The following is a 15,753-nucleotide window of genomic DNA, read 5'->3' on the forward strand; positions in this document are numbered from 1 at the left end:
GGGTGAGGAGGTGTTGTTGGCGGGGGTGCAGGAGCGTCCAGCCGCGGCGCCGGGCTGAGTGCGGGCGTGGTGGTAGGCACGGTGCCAGCTGCTGTTCCCCTGATGCAGGTGAAGCCGACGCCAGGCCCTGGGCGGGCGAGGTCATCGGCTTCACGCGGGGCAGGTGCGCCAACACCCGCCCCAATTCCCTGTGTGCGCCGGTTGGAGCCAGTAGCAATCAGGGGCCGGCTACGTCCTGCTACGGCAGGTCGAGCTCGTACGAAGAGTGTGCCCGTTGAATCGAGACCGAGTGCTGTCCAAGCGGCGCAAAATTGAATCAACCCTGGTCAGGGCCCCTCTTGCTGTGCTCGGCAACGTGCCCGTAAGGGACCGAAATGCCATGACATCGGCCCCGAAGTTGTCTGGTGTACATGCTAGAGGCCGGTGCAGCGCGGTGACCTGTACGTTCGCTGCCGTCTTCAGGCCAGGAAGCGCTCGGCATAGACGCGAACGCCGCATGGATGGTGGGTCATGGGCTTTGAAGCGTTCATGAGCCAATGAACTGACCTGCTGTCACTCGTAGCGCAGGGGCTGGGAAGCTTGCCGCAGCAAGCCCATTCACGTGCTGGGAGCGCCAACTCCCGCTGCGCGCGCGTCTGGACAACCTGGTTGGAGCCAAGTAGCACCGTCCGGCGACCCCTGGTCGCCGGACGGCGGATAGGGGAACTCACATGAGTACCAAGCCTTCTTCCGCTGCGGCGGATACCGCGGCCGTCGAACCGGTGACGTCCGGCAGCGACACCACTTCCACGGGCGGCTACTTCGGTATGCCGCACGCATTCGTGATCGTCGTGTGCATCGTCACCGCGGCAATCCTCGCCCGGCTCGGCATGAGCCTGGGCGACGCCCTCCTTCTTCTCGCGGGCGCCGGCGGTGTAGGTGGCGCCGTCGTCGCCTCGGTGATCAGCGGAGGCCGCCAAGGCAGCTGGATCGGCCGCCTCGTCCGGACCTACCTCAACGCCGGGAACTGAGATAGCCATGGGACGACCCGACAAGCCTGTGGACTGCACTATCCCAGCGCGCGCGAAGCTCGCGGTCTTCCTGCGCGCCAGGAAGACCGCCGCTGGCCTGACGTACGACCAGATGGCCCACCTCGTGAGCGGCGCTCCGTCAAAGGCAACCTTCGAGCGTGCCGCTTCCGGTTCCTGTGTCCCGTCCTGGGAGACCGTCTACGTCTTCGTCATCGTGACCAAGACCGAAGAAGAGGAGTTCACCGGCCGCCTCGACTTCGCCATCGACAGCGCCATGGAACTGTGGCTCGACGCACGTCGGGCTACCCGGGCGCCGTACTACCTCCACGCGGCACCCGATCCGGACCTCATCGGGAGCCTCGCCGACCTGAGCCGAGGCCTACGAGACCTCCACGTATGGGTCGGCTACCCCACCCCTGGTGAAATGGAGCGGATGTGCGGCCCCGGTGAGCTGCCACGCAGCACAACCCGCCGCATCATCCAGGGGCGCACCCTGCCCGCCAGCCCTGAGCAGGCCATCGCCTTCCTGAACGCCTGCTACGTCGGGCCTATCGGCGTTGAACTCTGGCTCGCAGCAGCAGCCCGAGCCTTCAAGCATGACAGGCCCTATTACCCGGAGACTTATAGCTGGGTCAAAGCACATGCGAAAGCGCGCAATCAGAACCAGGAAGCCACCTCGGATCAGCCGTTCGATTCAGCGGCCTGATCGAGAGGCATCCGACCGAGTCGCCGTGAGACATCACCCGGCACTCCCCGTTCCGCGGCACGCCGTCCTGAGCGGTGCCGGCCGTCATGACCTGCGGCTTGGTCTGGTAGCGCGGGTGCAGGCGCTGCGCTCTATGGGTGGATGCCGATGTGGGTGAGGAGGCGTTGCTGGTCGGGGTGCAGGAGTGGCCAGTTGCGGTGCTGGGTTGTGAGCCATTGCCGGCTGGCGTGGGTGTGGGGGTGGGTGCGGGCACGCTGGTAGGCGCGTTGCCAGCGCAGGTTCCAGGGTGGGTTCCAGTAGGGGTCGATCGCGGTCAGAGCACCGGCTGCGGGGCATGAGGTACCGGTTTTGGTGCGGTGGCGTTGTTTGACGAGCCAGCGGCCGAGCGGGAAGCCGTCGTGGAGGGTGTGGTGGGGGGCGGCGAGGTGGCCGTGGTGGGCGGCGTAGGCGCGGGCGTGTGCGAGGGCGGTGTGCCAGTGCGGGGTGGTCTGGGCGCGGGCTGCGAGGGTCTCGGGGGTGATGGCGAGGTTGCTCAGGAGGTGTTGCTGGCCGGGGTGGAGGCGGTCGTAGTGGCGGCAGGCGCGGTCGATCCAACTACCGAGGGCCGTGTGGGAGTTGGGGATGCGGTGAACGGGGTCGAAGGGTTTGCTTGAGTGGATGTGGTGCAGGGCGCGGTAGTAGTTGCGCTGCCACTCGCTTTTCCAGGGTGGGTTCCACCAGGGGTCGAGGGCGGCGAGTTCGCTGGTCTGGGGGGAGGGCGGTAGGTTGCGGCGGGCTCGGGTGCTGGCTTGGTTGCGTTGTCTGGCCAGCCAGCGGCCCAGGGGGAAGCCGTTGTGTTGGGTGTTGCCCGGGACGGCGAGGTGGCCGTGCTGGGCGGCGTAGGTGCGGGCGTGGGCGAGGGCGGTATCGAAGCCGGCGCGTTGGTCGGGCCGGTGTCCTAGCAGGCTGCCGTTCTTGGCGCGGTGCCGGTTGCGTGCCGTAGCGGTGCGGGTGGTCAGGTGGCGGCGGGCTGTGTCGACGGTGTGGGGGGTGAGCCCGACAGCGGTGAGGAGCTTTCTCTGCTGGGGATGGAGCTGGTGGTAGTTACGGCATTGCCGGCGTAGCCAGTCGGCGACCTGGGCGTCAGGCAGGTCGTCGAAGCCGTTCGCGGGGTTCAGCGTGTGGCCGGCTGCCGTGTCGCGGGCGCGGTAGTAGTGGCGCTGCCAGTACAGGCTCCAGGGCGGGTTCCACCATGGGTCGAGGGCGTTGAGAGCCTGAACGCGGTCGGCGGGTACGGGGGGCCGGTCGTGGTGCCGGTTGCGGAGCAGGGCCAGCCAGTTGCCCAGCGGGAAGCCGTCGTGGACGGTGCGTTGGCCGACGGTGGCGAGCTGCCCGTGCTGCAAGGCGTAGGCGGCGGCGTGTGCAAGGCCCGTCTGGAAGCGTTCGCTGTAGCTGCGCCGCGGTGGCCGGGCTGCCCGGGCGGCGGCTGTGCCGATGCCGATGGAAGCCATCAGCCGTTGCTGCTCGGGGTGCAGATCGGGATAGCGGGCGCACTGCTCGTACAGCCACTGCGCGAGGTTGATACCGGTGTCGGGGAAGCCTGAGGCCGCGTTGAGGGGGCCACGGGTGCGGGTGTGCTGCGCGGCTTGGTGCCATTGCCGCCGCCACCGCGGGTCCCAGGGCGCGTTCCACCACGGGTCGAGGGCGGCCAGTGCCATGAAGTGGTGGTCGGGCATCCGCTGGTGTTCAGCACGCTGGTTGACGAGCCAGGTGCCCAGCGGGTAGCCGCCGAGCGTGGCTTCTTTGGGCACGGCCAGGTGCCCGTGCTGCTGGTGGAAGAGCCGGGCGTGCGCTATCCCCTGCTCGAAGGCGCGCTCGGCCTGAACGCTGTGGCCGCGCAGCCGCTTCACGGGCGGCGGCATCGGCCGGGTATCGCCGGCGGCAGGCGGGCGGGGGAGAAGCTCGCTCAGGGCGCGCGGCCGGTGAGCCGAGTGAACCCTCCACAGCCTGGAGGCTTCTCGGGCGCGCACACAGGAGTGGACCCAGGTGAACAGTGGCCCGTGGGTGTCGGCGGCGAGGTGGCGGGCGAGCCATGGCCGCCCGAGCCGGTCGGCGAGGTCGGTGAGCAACCGGGGCAGTTCGCCCAGCCGGTAGGGCACATGACCGCCCGATTCGATGACGGTGCGCTGTTGCAGAGATCGGTCGGCCAGCTGGCATGCCAGAGCGACGGTCTCGGGATAGGTGACCAGCTCGCGGGCCGCCACTTGCCACCAGCCGGGATCGGCGCCGGCAGGGCGCGTCGTTTCAAGGCGGTCCGGCCACAGCGCTTCCTCCACCGGCCAGGACCGCTGCCACCACGCTCCGGTGACGGCACGCGCGACCTCGAAAGCCTGCGCTCCGGCGGGGGAGCGGCGCAGCAGCCGGACGTGCTGCCGCTGGGCGGCGATCACTTCCGGGCACCGGCCGAGGAGCACGGGCAGGCCGCTGGTTCCGGGCAGGTACAGCAGCCAGTACCGGTGGCGGGCGCATACGCGCTCCTCGGGTGCCAGGTACCGGCGGGCGGGCACGAGGCGTCCGGTGCGGGCGCCGGTGCATCCGGGGCAGGCCGGGCCCCACGCGGCCACGGCCTGCTCACCGCGCATCAGCCGCCCGACCGGACCGTCCCCGTACTTGCCGCATGGTTCTTCCCGCGTCCAGGCGGGCAGGGCACGCTCGAGTACCTGCGGCTCGACCCGGCAGAGCGCGGCGATGCGGGCGCGGGCCTGGGCGTTGAGGTGGAGCTCGCTGTCCGGGTACAGCATTCCGGTGAGGTTTTGCAGGCCGCCGGTTTCGGTGACGGCGGCGAGCAGGTCGCGCGGGCTGAGGTGGTAGCGGGCGGCGAGTCTGGTCAGGAACGACAGCGTCAGCTCGCCTTGGAGCGGTGCCACGCGTCCGGCCGCTCCGCTGGCCAGGGCCGTGACGAGGATGCAGGACGCTGCCGGCCGTGCGCCGCTGGCAGCGGTGCTGCGGGTTCCCGTGCGGGGCGGCTTTTGATGTGTCATCCGGGCGCGTTCTAGGGCCGCCGAGGGCGGGCGGGACGACTCTGCGCTTCGGCGGCTGCGTCGAGCTCTACCTCGCTCAGCAGTTGTTTGGTGATGCGTTCGGTGCCTTCGGTGAGGGCGATCAGGGAGGCTTCGCGGATGAGGTGGGAGAGGCTGCCGATCCGCCCTGCGGTGCGGGTGTGCAGGTAGGCGGCGTGCGTGAGGAGGGTTCCGGGCCGGTGTGCGCGCAGCCGCAGGAGGTTTTCCACGGCGCGCACGAGGTCGTCCCAGACGGCGCGGTCCTGCGCGGTGGCATACGCCAGCGGGCGGTGGCGGAAGATCTTGAAGCGGCCGGCGATCTGTGCCCCGCGCACTCCGCTGAGCAGTGAGGAGGTCTCGATGTCGATGGCGGAGTAGACGAAGGTGGCGGGGATACGTTCGCCGAGGTATTTGAGCTGGTCGGAGGTTTCCGCGCCGGCGCGCCGCTGGGTGTCCAGGAGGTGGACGTCGTCGATGAGGACCAGCTGGGTGCCCAGCTCGCCGAGCAGGTCGCACACGGCGCCGGTGATCTGGGTCTGGTTGAGGCGTTCGGTGATGGGCATGCCGAGGAACCGGGCGAACTCGCTGACGAGCATCTTCGGGGTGGCGGCCGGCGGCACGCTGATGAAGAGCACGGGTCTGCGCTCGCCGCGGCCGGGGTGCTGGCGGGCGTCGGCCAACTGGAAGGAACGCCCCAGCGCCATCATGGTCGTGGTCTTACCCGTCGTGGCCGGGCCGGAGATGATCAGTCCGCGCCGGGCGCCGGCCTGCTGGCGGCGGTTGACCAGCAGCAGCCGGCGTACGGCGGTGAACACACTGTCCATGGCGGGGGTGCGCATGACGGCGAGTTCGGAGTGGTAGTCCTCGCGCTCCGTCTGGGACCAGGCGGGGTCGTCGGCGTCGCGTGCGGGTGCCGTGGGACGGTGGACGAAGGCGTCCCATCCTTGCCATACGGTCGGGGGAGCCAGCGGGGCGAACCCGACAGCATCGTTGGAGATCGGGCTCACCATCGCAGGGATTCCTCGAAGGGGTCGTAGACGGTGACCTTAGGGCGGCGCGGAGCAGGTACGCCGGCTTCCCGCACCGGGGCGGCTGGGGAGTCGCTCGCCTGTGCGCCTTCAGCCAGCCAGGTGCTCACGCAGCCGTCGTCGGGCAGGGGTTCCTCGACGTCCTCGCTGTCGTCGAAGACGTCCTCGTTGGCAGGCTCGCGCGTTTCGGTTTCCGGCTGCTGGCCGTACAGGATCCCCCACACCGCACCGCCCTGGTTCGCGGCGCCGGCGCGGGCCCGGGCGGTGACGACCTTCTCCCGGCGGCTGCCGTGTCCGGCGGCGGCGCGCTCGAGCAACTCGCGCAGGGCCAGTGCCAGGTCGTGTTCGTGCTGGGCGCGGCTGCCGCGTCGGGCGAGGGTGCGCCTAATGTGCTGCCAGGTGAAGTCGGTGAACGGGGCGGTGACCAGGGTGTGGTGGATCCACGGCACCGTCTCCCATCTCCACCCCTGCGCCTGGCCGGCGCCTGGCAGGCGTACCCAGATCTGGCCGGGCGCGTGCGGGTCGTAGTGGATCTCCCACAGTCCGTCCATCGCGGGTGAGCGTTCGCCGCGGTAGGGGTTGAGGGCTTTGTGGTCGTAGGTGCGGTAGTCGATGCGGATGCCGTAGTCGTTGATCTTCTGCCGCTTGATGGGCATCAGCTCGATGTAATCCTCGCGCCCCAGCGGCACCGGGACGTACCCGCACACGGCCACCAGAGTGGCCCACATCTCGTTGGGCGACAAAGCACGGCGGGGCATCATCGGGTGCCGCAGCCCGTCATGGGCGCGCTCCTGCCACCCGCAGATGATCCACTCATCGAGCATCTCGGCCAGCTGGGCAAGCGTCCACACCGCCTCGCCTTCGACGCCGTGCCCGCGCTCGCCAGTGTGTGCGCCCGTGTAGCCGGCGACGTGCTGCACGAACAGCGTCTTGATCGAGGAGAAGGTGCGCTCCACGTGCCCCTTGGCGGGCCCGTTGCCCGGCGGGGCGGGCTGTACGGAAATGCCCAAGGACTCGCACGCGGCGATGAACGACGACGAGACGAACACGTTGCCCTGGTCGACCACGATGGTCTGCGGTGTGATCACCGGCCGCGCCGCTGCGCCTTCCAGCCGGGCGTCCACGCTCAGCAGCCGCTCGTAGGGGATCACTGACGCTTGCATCGCCAGCGCCTCGGGCGAGGTGGGGCGCATCGGCGCCGGCACCGTCATCTGCGCCAGCAACTGCGCCGCATCCACACTGCGGGTCCCCTTCGGGCGCAGCACGGCCGCGCAGATACTGCGGGTCGCCACGTCCAGCGCGATGGTCAGCTCGGGCCGTTCCACCACTGCGTCGTCCAGCACCACGAAGGCATCCAGCAGGGTGCTGTCCATCATCACGAGCTCGCCCGGCGCCATCACCGTCGTCGGCACGAACGGCGGAACCGGCCGCGCGGAACGCCAGCGGCGCTGACGGGCGCTGCCCAGCAGCCCGTGCCCGTCAGCGAGAGCGTGCACCAGCCGGTTGAACGTCGCGTTCGAGGGCAGCGGCACGACCCCCTCCCCGTGCCGCTCGGCCAGCAGCCGCTCGGTGTACACCCGTAGCCGCCCCAGCGTCCCGCTGGAGCGCTCCCGTCCGGCCTCCAGCACCTCCTGCAGCGCCGTCACCACTCGCTCGTCCGCACGCCCCAGCGCCGTCCGCGGCCGTGTGGCCCGGTGGTCCACCAGCCCCCACAGCCCGCTCTGGCGGTAACGGGCCCGCATCCGCCGCACCGTGACCGCGCTGGTGGGCATCCCCGCCGCCGACAGCTCGGCCGCTTTCGCCTCCTCCCGCTGCGCCAACGTCCGCGTCTCCGGGTCGTACTCCGCCCGCGGCCCTCCCGCGCAGCCACCTTCATCCGGCCGCCCGGTCTCCACCTCCCGCACGTGCCGCTCCCAGGCCAGCGCCCGCTCTCGCACCGCCTCGGGCAGCGACTTCAGCAAGCCCAGCGGCGGCACCCTGGATCCCTCTGGCGCATCCAGGACCTCGAACCCTGTATCGGCGAACAGCAGCGACAGCAGCAGCGCCACTACCTTGCCGTTCTGTGCGACCAGCCGCACCTGACCGCCGGTGAGGGCGGCCACCGTCCAGATCCGTCCCTCGAACCGCACCCGGCATCCCAGCTCCACCACCGGCCCACCCGGCACCCCGCTGTGTGCCATCACTCTGCCGCCGGCGCCCATACCGGCATCCGCTCATGCATCGGCGTGCCCAGGTCCGCAGCGAGGCGTCCCGCCCACACGGCATGGAACAGCGCGGGAAGCACCAGCATCGGATCCCCGATCCTGCGTACCCCCTCCCACAGCGGCGCGGGCTCGGCGAACGTCTCCTGCAGGGCGGCGGCCAGCTGTCGTCCACCGTGATACCGCGGGTGCCGATACCCGGCCAGCCAGGTCACGTTGCGCCGGTAGACCGGGTCGACCGGCCCGAGCACCCAGTACCGCCAGCCCACCGCCGCGCAGATCTGCCCGACCGCCGAAGCCAGGGACCGCTGCCGCTGCGAAAGCTCCGGCCTGGTGGTGCAGTCCGCCAACACCCCCTGACCGCCGGCGAGTCGCAGCATCAGCTGCGGTGCATGCGCCCGCACACCTCCCGGCTCGCGCCATCGCAGCTCAAGCGGCCGGGCGGCCAGGCCACTGACACGTGGATCGCGGTCGAGCAGCATCACGTGCAGCCGCATCGCCGCGGACCCGTAGTGCACCAGCCGCCCGGTAGTCGACGACCACCACCATCCCGGCGCCAGCCGCCTCCCTTTGCGGACCGGGAACGGCCTCAGCGGCCGGCATTGCTCGAAGGCCACCTCACCAGCGGCCTCCGGCCACCGCAGGCACCCTGCTCCCTGCCCCGCCTCGCAGAACAGCACGTCAACCGGCCCCACCTCGGCGGGTGCCACCTTCGCCCCGTCAGGCTGCGCTTCCGTCCCCTGCACACTGACACAAACGGCATATCAACCCATCCGGTAATGGGCATAACGAAGCAGATCAGCAGGCGCCACAGCCCGCCGCCCACCGGCCTTCGAGCCAAACAGGCCGAGGCCCGCGAGCAGCTGGCGCTGCACCTCGGACAGTGATGCCCGCCGACTCCGCTGCGGGCCTTGTACTGCGTCAGGGCTGCGGTGCCCCGCTCGAAGGGTGCCAGGGCCGCCTTGGGCGGATTGGCGGGCGCTTTCTGCTCCGGCGGCAATGGGGTGACGCCGATCTGCTCCAGGAGCTCGCGCTGCCCCGTCCATCGGGGCCTGCCACCGGTCAGAGCACCAGGGCGCCGGGAATGGACAGGGAGTTGCCCCCTGGACGGGTGTGAGGATCGGTACATGGATGCAGCCCGTGATCCCGAGTACCTCAAGGCGACGGCTCAAGCGGTCACCGACTTCAAGACCGCGCTGGAGGAGTTCCTGTCCCTGCACGAGACCAACCACGTCGCCCGCGGAATCGCCCCGGCGATCCTCCCGCACGATGACGCAGACCCCGACGAAATCCATGACGCGCGCGCCAAGGCCGCTCGGGCAGCCGGCCGCGCCTACTACGCGCCGCGTCTGACAGGCTCCTACATCCACGTGGAGGGTCACGGAGCGGTGGATCCGATCGCCGCCTGGCACTCGATGGCCTCCCCGAAGCCGCTGCTGGAGCCCGACAATGTGCTGGAGATCTGCGACCAGATCCTGGGGCGGCTGGAGGCGATGGCGGCCAAGGCGGCGGCCGAGGCACCGTCCGTGACCGGAGTGGACCTGCTGCATCCTCTGGTGTGGGGCGCCGCTCGCCGTTTGTGGCTCAACGAGCACTACCGGGAGGCCGTCGCTTCGGCCGCCGAAGCTCTGGTCACCCACGTCCAGGCCCGTACTGGACGCCGGGACCTTTCCGCCACGAGCCTGTGGCAGCAGGTCTTCTCCGCGAGCGATCCCAAGGAGGGCCAACCCCGCCTGCGCTGGCCCGGCGATCCACAAGACCAGACCGTGCGCTCCATGAACGACGGGCTGCGCCAGTTCGCCCCGGGAGCGCAGATGACGATCCGCAACACCTCGGCCCACGGCACGGACGGCATGACCGCCCAGGACGCGCTGGAGCGCCTCGCCGTCCTCAGCCTGCTGGCCCGATGGGTCGACGCGTGCGACGACGTAACGGCCCAGCCCACCGACACACCGAAGCCGCAAGCCAGGGATAAGGAATGAGCTATAGACAGGGGGACCGCGAGGGTGCAGGACGCGCCGCTGTGACGCGGTCTGCGGCTTCTGATCTGAAAGGTCAGTAGTCGAGGTCGAGGTAGTCGATGTCGTTGAGGGTGACGTCGGTGAGTCCCATGGCGCGGTTTCCGCTGTCTTGGAAGTACACGTCTTTGAAGCCTTCGGCGATGATCTGGCGCAGCTCCTGATCGCTGGCCCCGGCCTCGCGGGCATCGAACAGCCGCTGCGCGTAGGTGGGGGGGAGGTGGACGGTGAGGCGGCGGAAGCGTCCGTCGTCGGTGGTGCCGATGGGTGCGGTGTACCCGAATCGGGCCCTTGTCTCCACCGTGATCCCGCGTGTGGTGGCGGCCTGTTTCTGCCGGCGTTTGCGGACTTGGGGCTGCCAGCGGGCCCGTACGGCGGCATCGATCCGGTCCGCGATCGCCTTGGGCGGGTGCTTGCGTTCGCCTTTGCGGTAGCGCTCCACCGACCGCTGGCTGACCCCGATCTCCGCCGCGACGGCTTTGGTCGTCTTGAGCCGCTTGAGCAGGAAGTTGATGCGGGCCTGCAGTGTCTTGGGCGGCTGGCGGGTGAACGCTTCCCGGTCGGCACGCTCGATGGCGTCGTCGATCTCTCCCACAGCGCCCTACTCGCCTTCGTCGAGGACGGCGTCGCCGCCCTTGATGTGGCGGGCCGGGTTGAGGCCCTTCTCCATCACGTCGACCGCCCACAGCATCGACTGGATGCCTTCGAGTTTGGCCAGGCCTGGGGTGGGTCCGAGGCGGAAGCCGCCGGGCTGGGGCTTGCCGGACGCGGCGTAGGGCAGGAAGTCGAGCGGGCTGTCACCGGGGCTGGGGTAGACGACGCAGTCGGAGAGCACGGCGAGCGGGTACAGACCCGTCATCGTGGCCATGTTGCGCATCTTGCGGTGCATGTTGACCCGGGCCTTGGAGATGACGGCGGCGCGGATGTCGGGCCGCCAGGTGGGGCGCTGGAGGGCCGGCCACCTCTCGCCCTCCTTGTAGCGCTTGCCCTGGGGGCGCTCGCGCAGTTTGCCGATGCCGCCCTTGACGGTGGCCTTGATGGCGGCGAGGACGGCCGCCATCGCCGGGTCGACGTCCTTGTGCCGCTCCATCGCCGCGAGGAAGGCCCGGTCGTCCAGGTCCCGGGTGACGCCGAGGTCGGCGAGGGTGTCGACGTACGCGTTCTTCAGCCGGTCGTGCCACGGGTCCAGGTACGCGCCGGTCTCGCGGCGCAGGTACGCCTCGATGGGGGCGACGTTGTAGCCGAGTTCTTGGGCGTAGGCGACGGTGTGGGTCTGATACCAGGCAGGTCCCGTCGGCCGGGTGCCGTCCGGTGTGAACGGCGAGGGCAGGCGCGGGTCCACCTCGACGTGGGACAGGTCGACCAGCCAGGAGCCGGGGATCTTCGGGTTGAACGTCGGGGCGCGGAAGTGGTCGGGTGCGCTGAGGCCGACGACGAGGCGGGCGGCGGCGGCGAGGAAGGCGGTGTTGAGGTCGAGCCCGACCGCGTACGGCAGCGTGCACTCCTCGTCGCTCAGCAGGTCCACCGGTCGCACCCACTGGTAGGCCTCCTCGTTCAGGAACCCTCCGCTCCAGCCGGAGTCCACGACGACGGGGTGCTCGGGGGTGGCCTCCGGCGGCGCCGGGTCCATCGGCTCCGTCCCCAGCGAGCCCGGGTTGTGGCCGGACACCCAGTTGCCGGTCGTGGGGTCCTGCGTGGCGCGGGTGGGCGGGCGCAGCGCCGTCATCAGCTCCAGCCCGGAGACGGCCGTCGATCCGCGCGGGGTGATGACCCGGGTCGCGTACACGCCCAGGACGCGTGCGACGTCGGCCGGCTCCATCTCCGCAACCCCCGGCCACGCCCGCTCATCGAGGGCGTCCCAGGACAGAACCGCCAGCTGCACGCACTGCCGCTGGGTGCCGGTGGCCTTGCGGTAGATCCTTGCCCACGGACCGAACCCGCGCTGGGTGAGGCGCCACTTCGCTTTCACCACCTGCTTGACCACCGGGTGGTCCTCGGGCAGGCGCAGGGAGCGGCGCTGCTCGTGGCCTTCCAGGCGCTCCGGCAGCCCGAGCTTCACGGCGGCCGCGGCGGTGAGCACGATCAGTGGGTCGGCGTCCTTGCCGTAGCGGTGCAGGCGCGGCGCCCCGAGACCGGACTCGCGCAGCGCCCACTCCACGAGCTCCGGGATCGTGGTCGCGGGGCAGTCGAGCACGATGCCGCCCGTGCCGTACGCGCAGCCGTCACCGTCCAGGACCGCGAGGGGCCCGTGCGGGAAGCGCGGGTCGGCTGCGGGCTGCGCCGTCTTCTTCGTGGCCGGACGCCGCGACGTCGCGGCGGGCCGCAGGGCGGCTGGGCGCGCCGGCGCCGCAGCCGCAACGGCGGGAGCCTGCGGGGCGTCTGCCGTCTCCACCCTGGACGCGGCCGGTTCGGTAGGCGCCGCGGGCGCCGTTGCGGCAACCGAGGCTGTTGGAGCTGCGCCGGGGGCGGGGTACTTCGCCGCCCATCCGTTCAGCAGTCGCTGGTATGCGTCCAGACGCGGTGACTTCGGCTCGCTGCGGCCGTTCTCCCAGTTCTTCACCGACTGCGTCGTGGTCTTCAACGTGGTGGCCAGGCGGGCCTGGGTGATGCCGGCGGCCTCACGCAGCCGGGCACGCTCCGCCGGAGGCGGCAGGTGCGGCTCCTCGTTCAACAGAGCATCGACGGACGCGAACAGCTCTTCCTCAGATGCCATGACCCTGCACCCTTGCTCCAGACAATCCTTAACCACAAACTTATCCCATTCCTTAACCTTCCAGGGCCCATTCGAGTCCCAGGTCGGCGAGTGCGGCGAGTTTGTCGGGGGCGAGCTTGGCGCGGCGTCCTTTCTGGTTCATGATCCACACTCCGAGGCGGACTTCGGTGCCGTCCTCCAGCCGCTCTACGTGGGCCCTGGGGACCTTCACAGAGCCCGTGCGGGCCTTGTACTGCACCAGGGCCGCAACGCCCCGCTCAAAGGCGCTCACGGGCGCCCTGGCCGGCTTCAGGGCCTCCTCCGGCTCCGGGGCCAGCGGCACGATGCCGAGCTGCTCCAGGCGCTCGCGCTGCCCGTCCGTCAGGGCCTGCCAGACCTCGGGCTTGCGCTGCCGGGCCAGCCACTTGCCGATGTCCATCCCGTGGACTGTGAACCCGGGCAGGACCTCCGTCTGGCCCTCTTCGTCGGCCACCAGCTCGCGCAGTGCGGCGTAGTGGCGCTGCCACTCCGCCGGCCACGACGGGTTCCAATCCTCGTCCACGGCCTCCAGCGCCGTCTTCCACTCGGGGTGTCCGTCCAGGGCGCCGGGCCTTCGGAGGTTGGAGAGCCACTGCCCCACCGGCCGGTCCAGCATGGTCGCGGGCCGGGGCGCGCACAGCGTCCAGTGCTGGTCGTAGTAGGCCTTCGCGGCTTCCAGGTTCTCCTGGAACCGCTCATCCGCCAGGGACCACACCATGCCGAGCTTCTCCAGCCGTGCTGCGCGCTGGCCGGTCATCTGCCCGGCCCCGTACGCCCTTCGCTGTTCTGCCACCCACTGTCCGAGGGGCATCGCGCCCTCTCGGTGTCCGTAGGGGACTCGGGCGTGCCCGACGCGCTCAGTGAATTTCTTGAGGGCCGCCCAGCCGCGTGCCCAGTCCTGGCGTTCGGTGTCGATCACGTTGAAGGACACCCAGTCCGCGACCATGGCGGGGTCACGCGGCGCGGCAAAACGGAGCAGGAGACGTGATTCTTCCTCGCCTTCCTCTGGTGCCGGGCCGATGTTCACGGACGGCTGCGCGACGTCTTTCTGCGGTTCCTGCGGGATCGCGAGCAATTCGACGGCCTCTTCGTCGTGAGCGCGCAGACCCTCCAAAACCTTCACCAAAGGCCGATACGATCCCGAGGTGAACATGTCCTCCGGCTTTTCTCCCGGCTGGAGAAATACCGGCACGACCAAAGAGGCGAGCTTGCCCTCACCAGGCTTTTGACGGAGTGCCCGGCCGATGGCCTGGACGATGTCGTGCGGCGCCCCCTTGGGATCCAGCAGGGCCACGCTGTCCACCGCCCTGATGTCCACGCCCTCACCCAGGACACGACAGTTCGAAAGCACAGCCCGCCGCGCGGTAGTACCGAACCCAGCCAGGACCTCCCGCCGCCGCTCGGGGACATGCTCGCCGCACAGCCAGTCCACCCAGATCTTCGCCGGGTACTTCTCGGGCTGGTCGGCGTGCAGCTTCGCCGCCACCCGCGCCAGGCCCTCCGCGTAGGCCTGCGCCTCTATCGTCCGGTGGTGGAAGGTGATGCACGTCTGCAGGTTGTGCTGCGCCATCGTGTGCAGCAGCGCGGCCTGGAGCGCCCCAAGCCGCTGACCGCGCACTTCCTCGGTGTGCCGGTCCTCACCCATCAGCCGCTCGGGCGTGACGACCGGGTCCTTCAGCTCCAGCACGATGATCTGATACCGCGCCAGCAACCCGCGCGAGACAGCCGACGCGAGCGAAAGCTTGTACAGGACAGGCCCGAAGACCTTCTCGTCATCCATGGAGGCCGCCATCTCGCGAGGCAGCGGGTCACGCGCCCCCTCCGCGACCTCGCGGTTCAGCCGCTCCTCCCAGATCCGCGGCGTGGCCGTCAGGTACAGCCGGCGGTGCGACGGGATGACGCCCTGGTTGTGGACGTCGGCCCACGCCTTACCCATCGAGCCGGAAGTCCGGTGGGCCTCATCGACCACCGTGAGGTCCACCGGGGCCAACTGCTGCCCATAGGCGCCCTCGAAGGCCTCTGCCAGGACACCGAGGCTGGCGTACGTCCCGAAGATGGTGACGGGCCCCTGGCCATGCCACAGAGCCAGCTGCACAGGGTTCGTGGTGGAACGCACCTTGAGGTTCCACAGCTCCGGGTCGTCCTGGAGCGAGCACACCGCAACCGCCGGCCCCGTATGCCCGGCCCTGCGCCACGCCTGGACGGTCTGGGTCAGAAGGTCCAGCGTCGGCACCAGCACGAGAATGCGGCCCTTGGGGACAAGCCGCTTTGCCGATGCCGCCGCAATGATGGTTTTTCCCGTTCCACACGCGGCGTGTACCTGCCCGCGCAGCCCATTAACGGGAATGCCGCCCGGCGGGATATCGAGACCGCAGACAATGGCAGCAACGGCCTCGACCTGATGGTCACGCAGTTTCACGGCCATTCCCGTGTTCTCCTTTTTGCGGAATGTGGCGCGCAATTTGAAATGAAAGTCCGGCGCAGTGATGGGGGCCGGGGGGTGTGGTGTCTGGTACCAGACTCTACACAGTCAAGCACTGTGATGCATCACCGCGCGCCATGTTCCCGCCCCAGGATGATACATGGCTGAATCCCGCTCCAACTCGGCGGGTTGTGGTGTGTACGTTGGCGGGGTATTGGTGAACGTGTCGGGGCGGTTTCGAGGCTGGGGGAGGGGTTCGGGTGGAGCGCAGCGGAGCCCGCCACTGCCGTGGAGGCCGGCATCCCGTCAGGTCGACGGTCCGTCACTTCCGCTGTCAGACATGGTGGCTAGGATTCCCAAGCTCTACACAGGCGCGAGCGCGATGCACCTGCCCTTGCTGCCAGCCTCGGCACCCGCGCTTGCGCGGGTGCTCGCAATTCGCGCTTGCGCGAATTGACCCGCTTTCAGAATTCCGCTTGCGGAATTCAATTCCCGCGCTGGCGCGGGAATCTGGCGGAGCGTCAGCGGAGCCAGGCCGGAGCGCAGCGGAGGCCATCCTTCTGCGACGGCTTGCCGTCGCAGTTCCCGCTCCGCGGGAG

10 protein-coding genes are annotated in these 15,753 nt (G+C 69.9%); 3 read left to right on the top strand and 7 right to left on the bottom strand.

The genetic code is table 11. From position 1 onward, the window contains the following. Nucleotides 1-710: 710 nt before the first annotated feature. Together SRB17_RS43510 and SRB17_RS43515 are read left to right on the top strand one after the other, a co-directional pair. Nucleotides 711-1,010 (top strand): hypothetical protein, encoded by a 300-nt coding sequence (locus SRB17_RS43510; protein WP_153547517.1) that lies wholly within the window; start codon nt 711-713, stop codon nt 1,008-1,010. A 7-nt stretch (nt 1,011-1,017) separates the two neighbouring features. Continuing rightward, nucleotides 1,018-1,716 (top strand): helix-turn-helix domain-containing protein, encoded by a 699-nt coding sequence (locus tag SRB17_RS43515; RefSeq protein ID WP_153547519.1) that lies wholly within the window; start codon nt 1,018-1,020, stop codon nt 1,714-1,716. 131 nt (nt 1,717-1,847) lie between these two features. Here SRB17_RS43515 and SRB17_RS43520 read toward each other — a convergent pair whose 3' ends face one another. From SRB17_RS43520 to SRB17_RS43535, 4 genes are all read right to left on the bottom strand, one after another. Further along, nucleotides 1,848-4,622, bottom strand: a complete 2,775-nt coding sequence (locus SRB17_RS43520) for a Helicase associated domain protein (RefSeq protein ID WP_323377569.1) — start codon at nt 4,620-4,622, stop codon at nt 1,848-1,850. A gap of 125 nt (nt 4,623-4,747) precedes the next feature. After that, nucleotides 4,748-5,764, bottom strand: coding sequence for an ATP-binding protein (locus SRB17_RS43525; protein ID WP_153547521.1), 1,017 nt, complete (start codon nt 5,762-5,764; stop codon nt 4,748-4,750). Further along, entirely contained in the window at nt 5,758-7,932 is a 2,175-nt protein-coding gene (locus SRB17_RS43530) for a Mu transposase C-terminal domain-containing protein (RefSeq protein ID WP_323377570.1), read from the bottom strand. Before SRB17_RS43530 ends, SRB17_RS43525 begins: the two co-directional genes overlap by 7 nt. Before the next feature lie 29 nt (nt 7,933-7,961). Beyond that, entirely contained in the window at nt 7,962-8,693 is a 732-nt protein-coding gene (locus SRB17_RS43535; RefSeq protein WP_323377571.1) for a TnsA-like heteromeric transposase endonuclease subunit, read from the bottom strand. 417 nt (nt 8,694-9,110) lie between these two features. Between SRB17_RS43535 and SRB17_RS43540 the strand changes: the two genes are divergently transcribed. Continuing rightward, a complete protein-coding gene (locus tag SRB17_RS43540; protein ID WP_153547525.1) occupies nt 9,111-9,965 on the top strand; it encodes a TIGR02391 family protein in 855 nt (284 codons plus the stop codon). A 73-nt stretch (nt 9,966-10,038) separates the two neighbouring features. Here SRB17_RS43540 and tpg read toward each other — a convergent pair whose 3' ends face one another. Genes tpg through SRB17_RS43555 form a run of 3 tightly spaced genes read right to left on the bottom strand, consistent with a single transcriptional unit; the run spans nt 10,039 to nt 15,157 of the window. Then, nucleotides 10,039-10,596 carry a telomere-protecting terminal protein Tpg gene (gene tpg, locus SRB17_RS43545; RefSeq protein WP_323377572.1) on the bottom strand — a complete coding sequence of 186 codons (558 nt, stop codon included), beginning with the start codon at nt 10,594-10,596 and terminating at the stop codon, nt 10,039-10,041. Nucleotides 10,597-10,602: 6 nt separating this feature from the next. Next, the gene (gene tap, locus SRB17_RS43550; protein WP_153547527.1) at nt 10,603-12,714 is read right to left on the bottom strand and encodes a telomere-associated protein Tap; all 2,112 of its coding nucleotides are present in this window, start codon (nt 12,712-12,714) and stop codon (nt 10,603-10,605) included. Between the two features lie 52 nt (nt 12,715-12,766). Continuing rightward, on the bottom strand, nt 12,767-15,157 hold the full coding sequence (locus SRB17_RS43555) for a DEAD/DEAH box helicase (protein ID WP_153547529.1): 2,391 nt from the start codon (nt 15,155-15,157) through the stop codon (nt 12,767-12,769). Nucleotides 15,158-15,753: the final 596 nt, after the last annotated feature.

It is taken from the genome of Streptomyces sp. RB17, assembly GCF_009604455.1.
GTDB lineage: Bacteria > Actinomycetota > Actinomycetes > Streptomycetales > Streptomycetaceae > Streptomyces.